The organism is Paenibacillus sp. FSL H7-0350, from assembly GCF_038593195.1.
Taxonomy (GTDB): domain Bacteria; phylum Bacillota; class Bacilli; order Paenibacillales; family Paenibacillaceae; genus Paenibacillus_AQ.
The window spans coordinates 1,770,400-1,786,587 of record NZ_CP151972.1 but is presented as its reverse complement, the minus strand read 5'-3'; the positions used below and the strand labels follow the sequence as shown (position 1 = coordinate 1,786,587).

The window sequence follows — 16,188 nt, the reverse complement described above, 5'->3', positions numbered from 1 at the left end:
TAGAAGGCTCCACCCGTGCGTGACAAAAAAACATGTGATATAATAGACAAGATTGTGAACAATGAGTTTGACAAACGTCAATGGCTTCGGAGGCTAAAATGAAACCGTACCGCATACCGCAACTGGCTAAACCCTACACCGACTACGATATGATTCAGCGGCATACGGAACTGCCGCCGTTCTCAGACGGGCGGGGTCATTTGTTATATATTTTTCTCGGCAGAGGCCGGGGGGCAGACTTCCAGCAGGCAGAACTGTTCACCCTGGTGACTGGACTCGTCCAGCTTGGACTGGATACACATGAGAGCATTGACCGGAATCATGAAGAACCCGGCGGCGATATTATGCGCACCCGCCAGCTGAAGGTTCTGGCCGGTGATTATTTCAGCAGCTGGTTCTACCATCTGCTCGCGAAGCAAGGTCAGATTGAAATGGTGGGCACGCTCAGCGCGGCTATCGCTGATTTCAATGTGATGAAGGCCAATCTTTACGGCAAGATGAGCGGAACGCTTGTCCCGGCCGAACAATACTTGAAGCACACGGTACAGCTCAATATGCGGCTGTTTCTTTCTTTTACACCGCTGATTGAAGAGTCCCTGAGAGACGTCTGGCAGAAGCTGCTGGCCGAATTCAGCCAGTGTGAGACTGCAGCCCAGGAATTGCGCCGGGGGGCAGCTCCGGGAAGTGCGCTTACGGGCTATGCTTACTGGAAGGTGATGGAGTCGGCGACCGAAGAGGAGCGTCAGCGTCTTAAGGGGCAGACTCTGGACCCCAAGGACTGGCAGAAGCTGAAGCTGAGGTGCAAATGTGATACACTGCTGACGGACAAGCTACATAGTTCGCTTGCGTCCATTCAGTCGTTATTGCAGAGCATCAGGGATGAGGAACTGGCGGGTCAGCTTAGATCAGCACTGGACCGCCTGCTTCTGCAAATGAAAATTTCCGGACAAGCTGCCGTGGAGGGTTAGAGAATGACAGTAGATAAAGCTACCGTAACAGGCGGGCAAGGCGAGAAGCCGAAGGAGCAATTTGTCCATTCGGTATTTGAGAGCATTGCCGGCAAATATGATCTGATGAATGATATTCTGAGCTTCCGGCGCCATAAGGCCTGGCGGAAGTTCACCATGCGCAAGATGGGCATGAAGCGGGGGGACTCGGCAGTGGACCTGTGCTGCGGTACCTGCGACTGGAGCATTGCCCTAGCTGATGCGAGCGAGAACGGAAATGTTATGGGACTGGACTTCAGCGCAGGCATGCTGGAGGTGGGACGGCGCAAGGTGGAGGCGCGCGGACTGCAGGACCGTATCTCCCTGATTCAGGGGAATGCGATGGAGCTGCCATTCGGTGATAATTCCTTCGATTACGCGACGATCGGCTTTGGACTTCGTAATGTGCCTGATCCTGTTCAGGTACTAAACGAGATGAAGCGCGTGGTGAAGCCAGGCGGTATGGTGGTATGCCTGGAGCTGTCGAAGCCGATGAAGCAGCCGTTCAAAGGTATTTATTATTTTTATTTCCAGCGTGTGCTTCCTCTGCTCGGCAGGCTGTTCGCCAAGCGGTATGAGCAATATAAATGGCTTCCTGAATCACTGGCACTCTTCCCGGACAGGAAGCAATTAGAGGAGATCTTCCGGGATACCGGACTTACAAAAGTGGAATCGTTCCCCTTGAATGGTGGCATCGCGGCGTTACATCTTGGACTCAAGGAGAACTGTAATGTTTAAGAAAATCGGTATTTTTCTACAAATGATTAAATTTGAGCACACGGTTTTTGCTTTACCCTTTGCCTTTATGGGGGCTTTGCTTGGTTCAGTAGTTATGTTCGGGGAACTGCCCTCCTGGAGCCAGATCGGATGGGTAGTTGTTGCTATGTTCGGCGCACGCAGCGCGGCTATGGGGCTTAACCGGCTGATCGACCGGATCAGTGATGCGAAGAATCCCCGGACAGCGGGTAGAGCCATTCCGGCAGGATTATTGAAGGTTGGAGAGGTATCGCTGTTCATCGCTTTCTCGTTCTTTTTGCTGTTCTGGGCAGCCTTGAGGCTCAATCCGCTGTCAGCGAAGCTGCTGCCGATTGCTGTTTTTCTGCTGGTCATCTATTCCTTCACCAAACGCTTTACCTGGGCCTGTCATCTGATTCTCGGGCTTACGATTGCCCTTGCGCCTCTCGGCGGTTGGGTTGCGGTTACAGGAACGGTAGACTCGACTGCTATGATTTTCTATTTCACGATCGTATTTTGGACAGCAGGCTTTGATATCATCTACTCCTGCCAGGATGTGGACTTCGACCGCAAGGAAGGTCTGTATTCGATTCCGGTGCGCTTCGGGGTGGCCCGTGCGCTGGGCATTGCCAAGGTTTTTCATCTGCTGACAGCCCTGGGCTTCATCTCCCTGTTGTTCATCACGGATCTGAGCTGGTGGTATGTGGCCGGCATGGTGATTGCTTACATTATACTTTTCTATGAGCACTACATTGTGTCTCCGGGTGATCTTAGCAAGCTGCAGACCGCCTTCTTTACCATGAACGGCGTGCTTAGCATTGTGGTCTTTTCCTTTACTCTGATTGACCTGGTGGTGCAGTTCTACAAATGACCGAACTTAAGCCTAAGAACTTAGTGGTTGGCATTACCGGTGCGAGCGGGGCAATCTACGGCATCCGGCTGACAGAGACCCTGCTGTCCCTCGGTTATACAGTACATCTGGTTGTCAGTAATGCAGGCTGGCGTGTTTTCAAAGAGGAGTTGGGCTATGCCGTAACTGACCGGGAAGGACTGCTGAACGAGCAGTTCGGCAGCTATCCCGGTTCTCTTGTGTACCACCCGGTACAGGATATCGGCGCTTCGATTGCCAGCGGCTCCTTCCGGACAGAGGGGATGATTATTATGCCCTGCTCGATGGGAACACTGTCTGCTGTAGCGCATGGCAGCTCGGACAATCTGATGACGCGGGCTGCGGATGTCATGCTGAAGGAGGGGCGTCCGCTGGTTCTGGTTCCCCGGGAGACACCACTGCACGCGATTCACCTGGAGAATATGCTGAAGCTGTCGCGAATGGGTGTCAAGTTGATTCCGGCAATGCCGGCGTTCTATTACGGTCCTGCCACGATGGATGATCTGATCAATTTCATGGTGGGCAAGGTACTCGATAGCTTCGGAATTGAGCATACTTTATTTCGCAGATGGGGGGAATGAAGGATGACAGACCTGGAACACACCGTCATCGGCAAAATCAGCTATACCAATTCATGGCCGGTCTATCATTATTTCGATCCCTCTGCTTTAAGCTTTCCTGCTGAAATGGTGAGTGAGGTGCCTGCTGTGCTTAACCAGGGCATGGCAGCAGGAGATATTCATGTCGGGGCTTTATCCTCCTTTGCTTACGCAGCGGCCAGCGACCGGCTGCTGCTGCTGCCTGGTCTGTCTGTCAGCGCGGATGGTCCGGTGCGGTCGATATTTCTTTTCTCCAAAAAGCCGCTACAGCAGATTGGCAGCGGAACGATAGCCGTGACGAACACCTCGGCTACCTCGGTCAATCTGCTGAAGATCCTGATGCACAAGGCCTTTAGGGCCAGCCCGGAGTACATCAGCAGCAATCCCGATCTGAATACCATGATGCAGCAGGCGGATGCTGGTCTCCTGATCGGCGACCATGCCATCCGCGCCTCCTGGCAGGATCAGGGCTATGAAGTGACGGATCTGGGTGAGCTGTGGAAGGAATGGACCGGCCACAGTATGACCTTTGCTGTATGGGCGGTTAACCGCAAGGCTGCAGCCCGGAATCCTGAGGCTATTGCTGAGATTGCTGAAGCCTTCGAGCGGAGCAAGAGACGCGGCCTGAATGATCTGGGACCGGTAATTCACGAAGCCTGCTGTACGATCGGGGGCACGGCCTCCTATTGGAGAGATTACTTCCGTAATTTATGTTATGACTTTGGGGAAAGGCAGCAGGAAGGTCTGAACCTCTATTTCCGCTATGCCTATGAAATGGGCCTGCTGCCGCAGGAAGTGAAGATGGAGCTTTGGAGCCACAATCTGCTGACACGGGTGAAAGAATGAAGCGACTGCAAATATTCGGCTTGCTGAACAAAGATATGGATCAGATTGAGAAAGAGCTGTACCGCAGTGTCCAGGGGGATGATGACCTGCTGAGCGAGACTTCGCTGCATCTGCTGAGAGCAGGGGGCAAGCGGCTCCGGCCGGTATTCGTTCTGATGGGCGGCAAATTCGGGACCTATGATCTCGATAAGCTGAAGCGTGTCGCTATTCCGCTGGAGCTGATTCACAGCGCCTCGCTGGTCCACGATGATGTCATTGACGATGCGGAGCTCCGGCGGGGAGAGCCTACCGTCAAGGCGAAATGGGGCGACAAGATCGCCATGTACACCGGTGACTATATTTATGCCAAGGCACTTGTGATGACTTCAGGGCTGAAGAATCCCCTGATTCATCAGATTCTCTCCAAAGCCATGGTAGAGATGTCCATCGGAGAGATGGAGCAGATCCGCGACTTCTTCAACAGCGGACAGAGCGTGCGCCATTACCTGCGGAGAATCCGCCGGAAGACAGCACTGCTGATTGCTGTCAGCTGTCAGCTTGGCGCTCTGGCTGCAGATGCGGAGCCGGGAACTGCCAGGCTCCTCTATAATTACGGATATAACGTTGGGATGGCGTTTCAAATCCGTGATGATCTGCTCGATCTCTCCGGAACGGAGAAGCAAATTGGCAAGCCGCCCGGAAGCGATATGCGGCAGGGGAACATCACTTTGCCTGTCATCTACAGTCTGCAGGATGAGCGGCTCCGCGGCCGCCTGCTGGAAGAGCTTGAAGCGATTCGTGAAGGGAAGAGCGGGGTCGGGCGCGCGATTGATCTGATTCTCTCCGGCGACGGGATCTCCCGTGCAGAGGAGCTGGCTTCCCGTTATATCGCCAAGGCACTTGATGCGCTGGAGCAGCTGCCCAGCAACCGGACGAAGCGCAATTTGCGCGATATCGCCTTTTTCGTGACCGGCCGGGCTTATTGAAAATATAAGAGCCGTTTCTACTTGTCTTATAACACACCTGCAAATTTACGTTCACAGATGCCGGGGTTTCTGATAATATCAGACCATAAACCGCCCATTCATTTAGAATAAGGGAAATTGGAGAGTGACTCTATGGAACAAACGTATCTGATGATCAAACCGGATGGTGTACAGCGCGGACTAATCGGACGCATCGTTGCCCGTCTGGAAGACAAGGGATTCAAGCTGGTCGCTGCCAAGCTGATTACCGTTACTGAGGAGCAGGCCAAGAAGCATTATGCGGAGCATGACGGCAAGAATTTTTTCCCGGAGCTGGTAAGCTTCATCACTTCCGGCCCTGTGTTCGCCATGGTATGGGAAGGGGATGATGTCATCGCATTATCCCGTCTCCTGATCGGCAAAACTAAAGTCGGTGAGGCCCTGCCGGGCACCATCCGCGGGGATTATGCCAGCCACACTCCGCTTAATCTGATCCACGGATCGGATTCACCGGACAGTGCAGCACGTGAAATCGCCAATTTCTTCGCTCCGGATGAGCTGGCACAGTATCATAAAGACATCGCGGCCTGGATGTAAGATCCAGGCAGGAGACAGGAGAAAATTATGGCTGAACGAGACGAATCCTCATTAACCCCAGACCCTGATTACACCGGATTTATTCATAATATCAAACAAAGCACCGGCATTGATCTTGCGCAGTATAAGGAAGCACAGATGAAGCGTCGGCTGACGACGCTCCGTATGAAGAACGGGTTCAACACCTTTAACGAATTCTATGCGGCCATGATGAAGGACAAGACACTATTCTATGAGTTTCTGGACCGCATGACGATCAATGTCTCTGAATTCTGGCGGAATCCGAACCGCTGGGAAGTATTGAGGGATGTGATTCTGCCGGATCTTCAGCGTTCCGGCCGCAGACTGAAGCTATGGAGTGCTGCCTGTTCGACGGGGGAAGAGCCCTATACACTGGCGATGATTCTCTCGGACAAGAATATTCTGGCCCAGACCGGAATTCTGGCAACAGATATTGATGACGGGGCGCTGGCCAAAGCGAAACAGGGAATCTATCTGGAGCGCTCCTTGAAGGATGTGCCCAAAGATGTGGCAGACCGGTATTTCACCCCAGAAGGCCCAGTCTTCAAGGTCAGTGAAGGACTGAAGAAAAATATCGATTTCCGCAAGCAGAATTTGCTGTTGGATAAATTCGACGAAGGCTTCGATCTGATTATCTGCCGCAATGTCATGATCTACTTCACCGAAGAAGCCAAGAATAAGCTGTATCACAAATTCTCGGCCAGTCTGCGGCCCGGAGGCTATCTGTTCGTAGGCAGTACGGAGCAGATCTTCACACCAGCGCAGTATGGCTTTGAATCGACTGAAACCTTCTTCTACCGCAAGAAATAGCATCTGTCTTCTGGAAATATAAGGAATTATACGTTTCACTCGATAACTTATCCTTCTATTTCTCGCTGAAACGAACCGTCCCTGAAAAGGACGGTATATCCGTTTCCACTTGTGTCTCCCTTGGTGCAGGGTATACTTTTGGTGTTTTTCAGTGATACTGGGAAGTAGCAAGAAACCTAACGCCAAGTGAAAGGTCGTTAACCCAGATGGACAAAAGCAAGGTCATCACCGCGTACCGGCGGGGGTTCCTCACCGTCCGCGAATGCGGGCAGATTCTCGGCATTGAGGAGCTGCAGCTCCAGAGCCTGCTCACTGCGGAAGAGGGCAGAACCGGCGGCCGCCTTCCGGCACCAGGCAGCGACAGTCTGGAGACAGGCTCCTGAACGGAGGAGAACAGCAGCGCCGCTTCTACTCGAAAGAGCAGGAGCGGCGCTTGTTTTGTATAGCAGGCAGCGGCTGTTCCGTCTATTGCTTTCTTGTCAAAGCGGGGAGCCTATACTATAATAAGCAAAGACATTTAACATTTTAGCGGTTTACAGTCTAAAAGTGTGAAGGGGGAACGCAGCATGAGTTTACGCTACTTAACAGCGGGGGAAACGCACGGCCCCCAGCTTACAGCCATTATTGAGGGATTGCCCAGTAATTTGACACTTGATTTTGAAGAGCTTAATTTCCAGCTGCACCGGAGACAGAAGGGCTACGGCCGCGGACGCCGGATGCAGATTGAGAAGGATACTGCCCAGATTGCCGGCGGTGTACGCCACGGCTATACTACCGGAGCTCCTGTAGCGCTCATTGTGGAGAACAAGGACTGGACACACTGGAAGAACATTATGAACATTGAGCCGATTCCGGGCAGTGACGAAGAGAAGCGCCGGGTAAACCGTCCGCGTCCCGGTCATGCGGACCTGAACGGCGGACTTAAGTATAATCATACCGATCTGCGTAACGTGCTGGAGCGCTCCAGCGCCCGTGAGACGGCAGCAAGAGTAGCCGTAGGCGGAGTAGCCCGTCAGCTGCTTGCAGCCTTCGGAGTGAAGATTGCCGGACAAGTCATCCGGATCGGAGAGATTGAAGCACCTGCTAACGATCTGCCTATCGATGAGCTGATTGCCCGGACTGAAGAATCCTCTGTGCGGGTAGTGGACAAGGAAACGGAGCAGAAGATGGAGGCTTACATAGACAAGATCAAGGAAGAGGGCGACTCCATCGGCGGGATTGTGGAATGTATTGTCGAAGGTCTGCCTATTGGCCTTGGCAGTTATGTACAGTCCGACCGCAAGCTGGATGGTGCCATCGCCGGAGCCGTGATGTCGATCAATGCCTTCAAGGGCGTGGAGATCGGGATCGGCTTCGAAGCCGGGAGGCTGCGCGGCTCACAGGTCCATGACGAGATTATGTATGAAGCCTCTCAGGGTTACTACCGGGCGAGCAACCGGCTGGGCGGGTTCGAAGGTGGAATGACCAATGGAATGCCAGTGGTCGTTAGAGGGGTAATGAAGCCGATCCCGACGCTGTACAAACCGCTGCAGAGTGTGGATATCGATACGAAGGAGCCGTTCACAGCCCAGGTGGAGCGCTCAGACGCCTGTGCAGTTCCGGCGGCTTGTGTCGTACTGGAGAGTGTAGTAGCCTGGGAGATTGCCAAGGCGTTCCTGGACAAATTCGGCGGGGACTCTCTGGAAGAGATCCGCGCGAACTATAATAATTACCTGGCTCAGCTGGAGAGCTACTAAGATGCGCAGCATTACTGTGGATTTAGGCGAACGTTCTTATCCGATTTATATCGGCAGCGGTCTGCTGCAGAGTATCGGCGAACGCTGCACCGAAGCCGGGTTCGCGCAGCGAAGCCCGCTCCTGGTGGTGAGTGATACAGAAGTAGCCCCGCGTTATCTGGAGCAGGTGGAGGCCTCTCTCCGCAGCAGCGGATATACGGTGGTCAGCCATGTCATTCAGGCGGGTGAAGCTTCGAAGTCACTAGCCGTCTATGAAGAAGTGATTACCACTGCCATTCAAGGCGGTCTGGACCGCAGCTCAGCCGTGATGGCGCTTGGCGGGGGAGTTGTTGGCGATTTGGCCGGCTTCGTTGCCGCATCTTATATGCGGGGAATCGGGTTCATGCAGATTCCAACGACCATTCTCGCCCATGACAGCAGTGTAGGCGGGAAGGTGGCCGTTAACCATCCGCTGGCCAAGAATATGCTGGGTGCCTTTTATCAGCCGTCTATGGTGGTATATGATCTGGACACCTTAACTACGCTTCCACCCCGGCAGGTCGCTTCAGGCCTGGCTGAGGTGGTCAAGCACGGGCTGATCCTGGACCGTGAGTTCGCTTACTGGTGCCAGGCGAATGCGGACGAGTTGTTGGCACTGGACCCCGGGGCGCTGGGATATGCGCTGGAACGCGGTTGTGCCATCAAGGCGGATGTAATCGGCGGTGATGAACGCGAGCACGGACAGCGAGCGATTCTGAATCTGGGGCATACCATCGGACATGCCATCGAAGCTGTCGGCGGCTATGGAACCTTCCTGCATGGAGAGGCGATTGCCATCGGGATGGCCGGATCTGCTCTGCTCGCAGCGAAGCTGGGCCGGGACAGACAGATCTACGAAGATACCGTATCCATGCTCACCGCCCTGTCGCTGCCCACCCGGCTGCCTTTGCAGTATAGCGGGGAAGAGCTGATGGAAGCGATGATGCATGACAAGAAATTCAAGGAAGGCCGAATGACTTTTATCGTGCCGGAGGCCATTGGTGAAGTTAGCATCATCAGTGATGTGCAGGCAAGCGATGTATCAGAGGTCATAGCCCAGCTTAAGAAGGAGGGGAGCCCATGGTGAACCGGGGCATACGCGGTGCAACGACCGTAACCCAGAATGAAGAGACAGAAATTCTACGTGAAACGGTGATCCTGCTGAGGGAAATTGTGGAGCGTAATGATGTGATCGCAGAGGATATCTGCAGTGTGTGGATTACGATGACTACGGATCTGGATGCGACCTTCCCGGCACGGGCGATCCGCGAGATTGAAGGCTGGGAGATGGTTCCGCTGATGTGTTCCGTGGAGATCCCTGTGAAGGGCAGCCTGCCGAATTGCATCCGCCTGATGGTGCAGGTGAACACCGACAAATCCCAGCGCGATATCCGGCATGTCTATCTGAATGAAGCCCAGCGGCTTCGCCCGGATCTCTCACAGAGCAAGTAATAAATTATAGTTACGGGGTTGTCAATGACTACCGTCATCATGTATAGTGAAGTTAGCCGAGTAAAGCAGAGTTTAGAATGAGTTGAGTAGAGTATAGTTGAGCAGAGTGTAGGACTTATAGCAGAACAGACCCTTAATTGTCAGTGTTCTTTTTTGGCATACCTGTATAGCCGTAACTTATGATAAGTTGCATCTGCGCTATCCCTGTATCCATCGAGGAATCTCTTGCATTCGGCTTTGTTCATGCCGGTCCGAGGCGCTAATTCACATACTGACTATCAACAAACCTCTACTCCGGTAGAGGTTTTTCTGTATTTCGGACAATATCCGTTATCCCCCTAGGAGGTTACCCAAGTGACGAATCCGAGCATTGAAGAAGTGGTGTCGCTGTCGCGCGAATATAATCTGATCCCGGTCGTAACAAGATTGCTGGCTGATATGGAAACGCCGATCCGGCTGTTCCAGCGGTTTGCAGAGCAGGATCGCGCATTTTTGCTGGAGAGTGTAGAGGGCGGCATTCAATGGGCGCGTTATTCTTTTATCGGCAGTGATCCGTTCCTGATGATCTCCGGCAAAAAGGGGCAGATCCAGGTGGAGGTTGGCGGCGAGAAAAAACAGCTGTCCGGCAAACCTGTCGAGGAGCTGAAAGCGCTACTCCGTTCCTACCGCAGTCCCAAGCTGGACGGCATGCCGCCGTTCACGGGCGGAGCCATCGGATTCTTCGGCTATGATCTGCTGCAGTATTATGAGAAGCTGTCCGCACATGCGGTAGATGACCTGAATATGGATGACATCCGTTTTATGTTCTGTGACCGTATTATCGTCTTCGATCATGTGAAGCAGCAGATCCTGCTGGTGGGTAATCTTCATATTAAGGATGGCGATACGGATTCGGATATCCGGGCTAACTACGAGGAACTGAGCAATCGCTTAGTGAATCTGGCAGAAGAGCTGCAAAAGGAAGGCCCGAAGGAGAACGTCAACCGCCGCAGCATTCCGCAGGATATTGAGCTTGGAGAGATTCACTCGAATCTCACAAAGGAGCAGTATATAAGCAACGTAGAGCAGGCCAAAGAATACATCCGTGCCGGAGATATCTTCCAGGTGGTGCTGTCACAGCGGATGCACATCGAGACAGAGGTCTCTCCGCTGCATGTGTACCGGATGCTGCGCATTCTGAACCCTTCTCCCTATATGTATTATCTGAAAATGGATGAAGAGATCATCGTCGGCACCTCGCCGGAAGCGCTGGTCAAGGTGGATGGCGGACGGGTGGAGACCCGGCCGATTGCCGGTACCCGGCCGCGCGGAGCGACGGCGGCAGAGGATCATCAGCTCGCCGCAGAGCTGATGGAGGACGAGAAGGAACGTGCGGAGCATCTGATGCTTGTAGACCTGGGCCGCAATGATCTGGGGCGGGTCTCGAAATTCGGCAGTGTGAAATGCAATACATTCATGGAGATCGAGAAATACTCGCATGTCATGCATCTGGTCTCGAATGTGACCGGAACGCTGGCCGAGGATAAGGATTTCTTCGATGCCTTCCTCTCCTGCCTTCCGGCAGGTACGGTATCGGGAGCGCCGAAGCTGCGGGCGATGGAGATTATTGCTGAGCTGGAGCGGGAAGCCCGCGGCGCTTATGCCGGGGCAATCGGATATCTAGGCTTCTCCGGGAACATGGATTCCTGCATCACGATCCGCACGATTATCTTCCGCAAGGGCCGTGCTTATGTGCAGGCCGGAGCAGGGATTGTCTGGGATTCCGTGCCGGAGAAGGAATATGAGGAGACGGTGAACAAGGCCAAAGGAATGCTGAAGGCAATCCGTATGGCGGAAGCGATGTTCCCCGCTGAGGTGAAGGAGAAGCAAGTCATTAACCAGGATTATATGTACGAATATACCCCGTGAACCGGGAATTAGCAGAGATGAGATCAGAAGAGCAGAGAATGCTCCATAAAACTTAAAACTTTTAGGAGGACATCCACTATGGACGCAAGCCAGTTACTACAATCAGGAATTGCCGGTTTAATCGAGGGTAAGGATCTTACCCGTACGCAGGCCCGGGAGATTATGGGCACGATTATGGAAGGTGCAGCTTCACCAGCGCAGATCGGGTCGCTGCTGACCGCGCTGCGGATCAAAGGGGAGACCGTTGAAGAAATCACCGGCTTCGCAGAGGCGATGCGCGGTTTCGGCACACAGGTGCTTACAGAGCGGAGCCAACTGCTGGATACCTGCGGCACGGGCGGCTCCGGCATTCATAAATTCAATATCTCCACAGCTTCGGCAATCATCTCTTCCGCTGCTTCTGTAAGAGTGGCGAAGCATGGCAACCGTTCGGCATCCGGCAGAGCGGGCAGTGCAGATGTGCTGGAGGCGCTTGGTGTTAATATTCATCTGAATGCGGAGCAGGCGCGGCAATGTCTGGATAGTATCGGCATCTGCTTCCTGTTCGCACAAATCTATCATCCGTCCATGAAGCATGCCGCTGCTCCCCGCCGTGAGCTGGGTGTGCGGACGGTCTTCAATATGCTGGGCCCGCTGACCAATCCGGCCGGAGCAGACCGGCAGCTGATGGGCATCTACGACCGTAACAAGACAGAGACGGTTGCCAAGGTCCTGGGTGAGCTCGGCTCCAAGCGGGCGATGATTGTCAGCAGCCTGGACGGCCTGGATGAGATCAGCATCTCGGCACCGACTCAGGTCTCCGAGCTGAAGCAGGGCGTAGTCAGCACCTACGTAATTACACCGCAGGAGCTTGGCCTCAGCCAGCATCCGCTGGAGGATGTCATGGGCGGTGATGCCGCAGAGAATGCGGCGATTATCACTACAGTGCTGGAGGGTAATATCAATCCGTACCGTGATATCGTACTCGCGAATGCCGGAGCTTGCATCTATGTCGCCGGTCTAGCGGATACACTTAAGGAAGGCGTGGACCGTGCCAGAGAGGTTGTGGATTCAGGGGCGGCCCTGAGCAAGCTGGAACAGTTAAAAGCGATGACAAAGGAGCTTGATTATGTATCTTGACCGGATTGTTGCCACGAAGGTAAAAGAGGTAGAAGCGTTAAGCGTGCAATTCTCGCTCGCTGCGGCGGAGCGCTCCATTGCAGGTTTGCCTGCTACCAGAGGCTTCCGCAGTGCCCTGACTGAACGCCGGAACCGGGAGATGGGGCTGATCGCCGAAGTGAAGAAGGCCTCGCCGTCCAAGGGGCTGATCCGGGCCGATTTTGATCCGGTGACGATTGCCCGGGGTTATGTAGCGGGAGGGGCCGATTGTCTGTCCGTGCTGACGGACAAGGATTATTTTCAGGGCAGCGGCGTGTATCTCCAGCAAGTAAGAGAGGCGGTGAAGCTTCCGCTACTACGTAAGGACTTCATTATCGATGAAAAGCAGATCTATGAGGCCCGCCTGCTTGGAGCAGATGCCATTCTGCTGATTGCGGCCATTCTGACCCCGCAGCAGCTCGCCGCGTTCACTGACTCTGCTGCCGCGCTTGGGCTCGATATCCTGATTGAGGTCCATGACCGCAGCGAACTGGAGACGGTGTTGTCTACAGGTAAGGCCGAACATCCCGGGGTTCTGCTGGGCATCAATAACCGGAATCTCAAGACGTTCGAAACGTCGCTCTCCGCTACGGAGGAGCTGGCAGCCCTTCTACCCGCTGGTCTTCCCGTAATCAGCGAGAGCGGGATTACCGGGCCGGAGGATATTGCGTATCTCCGCAAGACACGGGCAACCGGTGTGCTGGTCGGAGAATACCTTATGCGCCAGCCGGATGTAGAGCAGGCAGTCTATCAGCTGCTCGGTCCGCTTCCTGCCGGGAAGGATCGTGTGCAGCGTGACTGAACCTCTCGTAAAAATCTGTGGACTTCAGGGCGTTGAAGTGCTAAAATCTATGAATAGTTTGCCGCTCGATTATATAGGCCTGGTATTTGCACCCAGCCGCCGAAGGGTTACCGCGGGTGTGGCTGCGGAGCTGATTGCAGAGCTGGGCAACTGGAAGTCTGAGCCTGTGCCCCGACCGGTGGGCGTATTCGTTAACCCCGGCCTTTCTGAGCTGGCAGAGCTGCTTCAAACGGTACGGCTGGATGTTGTGCAGCTTCATGGACAAGAGAGTCCGCAGTTCTGCGCGGAGGTCAAGGCGGCTTTTCCCCAGGTTAAGGTCTGGAAGGCTCTTTCGGTTGCCGGACGTAATACTGATACAGGGGATGAGATTCAACCTCTGCTGGACAGCTATGCGGGCATCATTGATGCACTGCTGCTGGATACCTATGATCCGCAGGACAGCGGCGGAACGGGCCGTACATTTGATTGGGAGCAGATCCCCTTATACCAGCAAGCGGCGGCGAAGCATGCGCTGCCTTTATTTATAGCCGGAGGCTTGCATCCGGACAATGTGAACGAGCTGTTGGACGGCTACGCCCCTTATGGCGTGGATGTCTCCAGCGGAGTAGAGAGTAACGGCAGTAAGGACATTGCCAAAATGACAGCTTTCGTAGAAAGGGTGAAGCAATCATGATACAAGTACCGGACAAAAATGGACGTTTTGGTTCTTTTGGAGGCCGCTTCGTTCCTGAGACCTTGATGACTGCACTGATTGAGCTGGAAGAGGCTTACCATAAATTCTCGGCAGACCCGTCCTTTCAGGAGGAAATAGATTATCTGCTCAAGCAATATTCGGGGCGCGAAACCCCGCTATATTATGCAGAGCGGCTAAGTAAACAGCTTGGCGAGGCCAAGATCTATCTGAAGCGGGAGGACCTCAATCATACAGGCGCCCACAAGATCAACAACGCTATCGGACAAGGCATCCTGGCCAAAATGATGGGTAAAACCAAGGTGATTGCCGAAACCGGCGCAGGCCAGCACGGAGTAGCTACAGCTACGGTAGCCGCCTTGCTCGGTATGGAATGTAAGGTGTTCATGGGCGAAGAGGATACCCGCCGCCAGGCGCTGAATGTCTTCCGGATGAAGCTGCTCGGGGCAGAGGTTATTCCGGTGACCTCCGGCTCCAGAACGCTGAAGGATGCCGGGAATGAGGCGCTCCGCTACTGGGTGAGCAATGTGGAAGATACGTTCTACGTGCTTGGCTCTGCGGTAGGCCCCCATCCGTATCCGATGATGGTCCGCAACTTCCAGCGGATTATCGGGGATGAGACCCGCCGCCAGATTCTCGAGGCCGAAGGGCGTTTGCCGGATCTGCTGGTTGCCGCAGTAGGCGGAGGCAGCAATGCCATCGGTATGTTCTATCCGTTCATGGAGGATGAGCAGGTGGCGATGATTGGTGTTGAAGCTGCCGGTAAAGGCGTAGACACTCCGTTCCATGCAGCAACCATGAGCAAGGGAAGCCATGGCGTGTTCCAGGGCTCGATGAGCTATCTGCTGCAGGATGAGCATGGACAGGTCATCGAGGCCCATTCCATATCGGCCGGACTCGATTATCCGGGCGTGGGGCCTGAGCATTCCTATCTCAAGGACATTCAACGTGCCCAGTATGTACCGGTGACCGATGCGGAAGCGCTGGATGCGCTCAAGCTGCTCTGCGTGACGGAAGGTATTATTCCCGCCTTGGAGTCGGCTCATGCCATTGCCCATGTGGTGAAGCTCGGCAAGACGCTGACCAAGGAAGATATTGTGGTGATCTGCCTGTCGGGACGCGGCGACAAAGATGTCGAATCCATTATGGCTTATACGGAAGGGGCGGAGCAGCAATGACAACTGAGACGACAAACCGGATGGACCTGACGTTTAACCGATTGAAGGCGGAAGGCCGTACTGCCCTAATTCCGTTCCTTACCGTAGGCGATCCTGATCTCGAGACTACACTGGATATTATCGCTGAGTTGGAGGCAGCCGGAGCGGATATTCTGGAGCTTGGTGTTCCTTACTCCGATCCGCTTGCCGACGGTCCGGTAATCCAGCGTGCGTCCGCAAGAGCGCTGCGCAGCAAGGTTCATCTGCGCACCTGTATGGAGACGGCGCTGAAAGCAAGGCAGGCAGGCAGCGGGCTGCCGTTCATCCTGTTCACGTATTATAATCCGGTGCTGCAGATGGGGCTGGATACGTTTTTTGCGGAGCTGAATACCCATGAGATCAGCGGGCTGATTATTCCAGACCTGCCGGTTGAGGAATCAGAAGATATGCGTGCACGCAGCCGTGCCGCCGGAGTGAATCTCATTCCGCTCGTGGCCCCGACCTCCAGCGAACGGATTGCCCGGATCGTATCCGGCGCAAGCGGCTTTGTCTATTGCGTATCCTCGCTCGGTGTAACCGGGGAACGCTCAAGCTTCCACAGCGGAGTAGATGAGTTCATTGCGTCCGTCCGCCGGTCTACGGACCTGCCGGTCGCTGTAGGATTCGGAATTTCTACTGGAGAGCAGGTATCCCGTTTTGCCAAGATCTGTGATGGTGTAGTAGTGGGTAGCGCCATTGTCCGCAAGGTCGAGGAGGTTATTCCCCTGCTGTCCCAGCCTCAGACGAGAAGCGCCGGACTGTTGCAAATTCGTGAATTTGTGGCACAATTAAGACCTAATTAACTTTTGGAGAGCGAGGAT

Annotated in this window: 18 protein-coding genes; all 18 read left to right on the top strand. The window is 54.2% G+C overall.

The features are described 5' to 3' along the window. Positions 1–98: 98 nt before the first annotated feature. Positions 99–968 (top strand): heptaprenyl diphosphate synthase component 1, encoded by an 870-nt coding sequence (locus NYE24_RS08380; protein ID WP_036698136.1) that lies wholly within the window; start codon positions 99–101, stop codon positions 966–968. A 3-nt stretch (positions 969–971) separates the two neighbouring features. Then, entirely contained in the window at positions 972–1,724 is a 753-nt protein-coding gene (locus NYE24_RS08375; protein ID WP_036698135.1) for a demethylmenaquinone methyltransferase, read from the top strand. After that, the gene (locus NYE24_RS08370; RefSeq protein WP_036698133.1) at positions 1,717–2,592 is read left to right on the top strand and encodes a UbiA-like polyprenyltransferase; all 876 of its coding nucleotides are present in this window, start codon (positions 1,717–1,719) and stop codon (positions 2,590–2,592) included. The genes NYE24_RS08375 and NYE24_RS08370 overlap by 8 nt, the downstream gene beginning before the upstream one ends. Next, the gene (locus NYE24_RS08365; RefSeq protein ID WP_036698131.1) at positions 2,589–3,191 is read left to right on the top strand and encodes a flavin prenyltransferase UbiX; all 603 of its coding nucleotides are present in this window, start codon (positions 2,589–2,591) and stop codon (positions 3,189–3,191) included. The genes NYE24_RS08370 and NYE24_RS08365 overlap by 4 nt, the downstream gene beginning before the upstream one ends. Before the next feature lie 3 nt (positions 3,192–3,194). After that, positions 3,195–4,055 (top strand): menaquinone biosynthesis protein, encoded by an 861-nt coding sequence (locus tag NYE24_RS08360; RefSeq protein ID WP_036698130.1) that lies wholly within the window; start codon positions 3,195–3,197, stop codon positions 4,053–4,055. After that, the gene (locus tag NYE24_RS08355) at positions 4,052–5,020 is read left to right on the top strand and encodes a polyprenyl synthetase family protein (RefSeq protein WP_036698129.1); all 969 of its coding nucleotides are present in this window, start codon (positions 4,052–4,054) and stop codon (positions 5,018–5,020) included. The genes NYE24_RS08360 and NYE24_RS08355 overlap by 4 nt, the downstream gene beginning before the upstream one ends. A 132-nt stretch (positions 5,021–5,152) precedes the next feature. Beyond that, positions 5,153–5,596: a nucleoside-diphosphate kinase gene (gene ndk, locus NYE24_RS08350; RefSeq protein WP_036698128.1), complete on the top strand. Its 444-nt coding sequence runs from the start codon at positions 5,153–5,155 to the stop codon at positions 5,594–5,596. 27 nt (positions 5,597–5,623) lie between these two features. Then, positions 5,624–6,427, top strand: a complete 804-nt coding sequence (locus tag NYE24_RS08345) for a protein-glutamate O-methyltransferase CheR (protein WP_036698127.1) — start codon at positions 5,624–5,626, stop codon at positions 6,425–6,427. 206 nt (positions 6,428–6,633) lie between these two features. Beyond that, a complete protein-coding gene (locus tag NYE24_RS08340; protein ID WP_179090429.1) occupies positions 6,634–6,810 on the top strand; it encodes a hypothetical protein in 177 nt (58 codons plus the stop codon). A 183-nt stretch (positions 6,811–6,993) separates the two neighbouring features. Continuing rightward, entirely contained in the window at positions 6,994–8,163 is a 1,170-nt protein-coding gene (gene aroC / locus NYE24_RS08335; protein WP_036698126.1) for a chorismate synthase, read from the top strand. A gap of 1 nt (position 8,164) precedes the next feature. Further along, entirely contained in the window at positions 8,165–9,268 is a 1,104-nt protein-coding gene (gene aroB / locus NYE24_RS08330) for a 3-dehydroquinate synthase (protein ID WP_342478465.1), read from the top strand. Then, the gene (gene aroH, locus NYE24_RS08325) at positions 9,262–9,633 is read left to right on the top strand and encodes a chorismate mutase (RefSeq protein WP_036698124.1); all 372 of its coding nucleotides are present in this window, start codon (positions 9,262–9,264) and stop codon (positions 9,631–9,633) included. Before aroB ends, aroH begins: the two co-directional genes overlap by 7 nt. Positions 9,634–9,987: 354 nt before the next feature. Then, positions 9,988–11,541: an anthranilate synthase component I gene (trpE, locus tag NYE24_RS08320; protein ID WP_036698123.1), complete on the top strand. Its 1,554-nt coding sequence runs from the start codon at positions 9,988–9,990 to the stop codon at positions 11,539–11,541. 78 nt (positions 11,542–11,619) lie between these two features. After that, entirely contained in the window at positions 11,620–12,660 is a 1,041-nt protein-coding gene (gene trpD / locus NYE24_RS08315; protein WP_036698122.1) for an anthranilate phosphoribosyltransferase, read from the top strand. Further along, the gene (trpC, locus tag NYE24_RS08310; protein WP_342479215.1) at positions 12,650–13,480 is read left to right on the top strand and encodes an indole-3-glycerol phosphate synthase TrpC; all 831 of its coding nucleotides are present in this window, start codon (positions 12,650–12,652) and stop codon (positions 13,478–13,480) included. The genes trpD and trpC overlap by 11 nt, the downstream gene beginning before the upstream one ends. Continuing rightward, entirely contained in the window at positions 13,473–14,153 is a 681-nt protein-coding gene (locus NYE24_RS08305) for a phosphoribosylanthranilate isomerase (protein WP_036698119.1), read from the top strand. Before trpC ends, NYE24_RS08305 begins: the two co-directional genes overlap by 8 nt. After that, positions 14,150–15,349 carry a tryptophan synthase subunit beta gene (gene trpB, locus NYE24_RS08300; RefSeq protein ID WP_036698117.1) on the top strand — a complete coding sequence of 400 codons (1,200 nt, stop codon included), beginning with the start codon at positions 14,150–14,152 and terminating at the stop codon, positions 15,347–15,349. Before NYE24_RS08305 ends, trpB begins: the two co-directional genes overlap by 4 nt. After that, a complete protein-coding gene (gene trpA, locus NYE24_RS08295) occupies positions 15,346–16,170 on the top strand; it encodes a tryptophan synthase subunit alpha (RefSeq protein ID WP_036698114.1) in 825 nt (274 codons plus the stop codon). Before trpB ends, trpA begins: the two co-directional genes overlap by 4 nt. Positions 16,171–16,188 lie beyond the last annotated feature (18 nt).

Coding starts and splice junctions, on each gene's coding strand:
- ndk (WP_036698128.1), top strand. CDS start 5,153: ATGGAACAAACGTATCTGATGATCAAACCGGATGGTGTACAGCGCGGA.
- trpD (WP_036698122.1), top strand. CDS start 11,620: ATGGACGCAAGCCAGTTACTACAATCAGGAATTGCCGGTTTAATCGAG.
- NYE24_RS08365 (WP_036698131.1), top strand. CDS start 2,589: ATGACCGAACTTAAGCCTAAGAACTTAGTGGTTGGCATTACCGGTGCG.
- NYE24_RS08340 (WP_179090429.1), top strand. CDS start 6,634: ATGGACAAAAGCAAGGTCATCACCGCGTACCGGCGGGGGTTCCTCACC.
- trpA (WP_036698114.1), top strand. CDS start 15,346: ATGACAACTGAGACGACAAACCGGATGGACCTGACGTTTAACCGATTG.
- aroH (WP_036698124.1), top strand. CDS start 9,262: ATGGTGAACCGGGGCATACGCGGTGCAACGACCGTAACCCAGAATGAA.
- aroB (WP_342478465.1), top strand. CDS start 8,165: ATGCGCAGCATTACTGTGGATTTAGGCGAACGTTCTTATCCGATTTAT.
- NYE24_RS08345 (WP_036698127.1), top strand. CDS start 5,624: ATGGCTGAACGAGACGAATCCTCATTAACCCCAGACCCTGATTACACC.
- NYE24_RS08370 (WP_036698133.1), top strand. CDS start 1,717: ATGTTTAAGAAAATCGGTATTTTTCTACAAATGATTAAATTTGAGCAC.
- aroC (WP_036698126.1), top strand. CDS start 6,994: ATGAGTTTACGCTACTTAACAGCGGGGGAAACGCACGGCCCCCAGCTT.
- trpC (WP_342479215.1), top strand. CDS start 12,650: ATGTATCTTGACCGGATTGTTGCCACGAAGGTAAAAGAGGTAGAAGCG.
- trpB (WP_036698117.1), top strand. CDS start 14,150: ATGATACAAGTACCGGACAAAAATGGACGTTTTGGTTCTTTTGGAGGC.
- NYE24_RS08355 (WP_036698129.1), top strand. CDS start 4,052: ATGAAGCGACTGCAAATATTCGGCTTGCTGAACAAAGATATGGATCAG.
- NYE24_RS08375 (WP_036698135.1), top strand. CDS start 972: ATGACAGTAGATAAAGCTACCGTAACAGGCGGGCAAGGCGAGAAGCCG.
- NYE24_RS08360 (WP_036698130.1), top strand. CDS start 3,195: ATGACAGACCTGGAACACACCGTCATCGGCAAAATCAGCTATACCAAT.
- NYE24_RS08380 (WP_036698136.1), top strand. CDS start 99: ATGAAACCGTACCGCATACCGCAACTGGCTAAACCCTACACCGACTAC.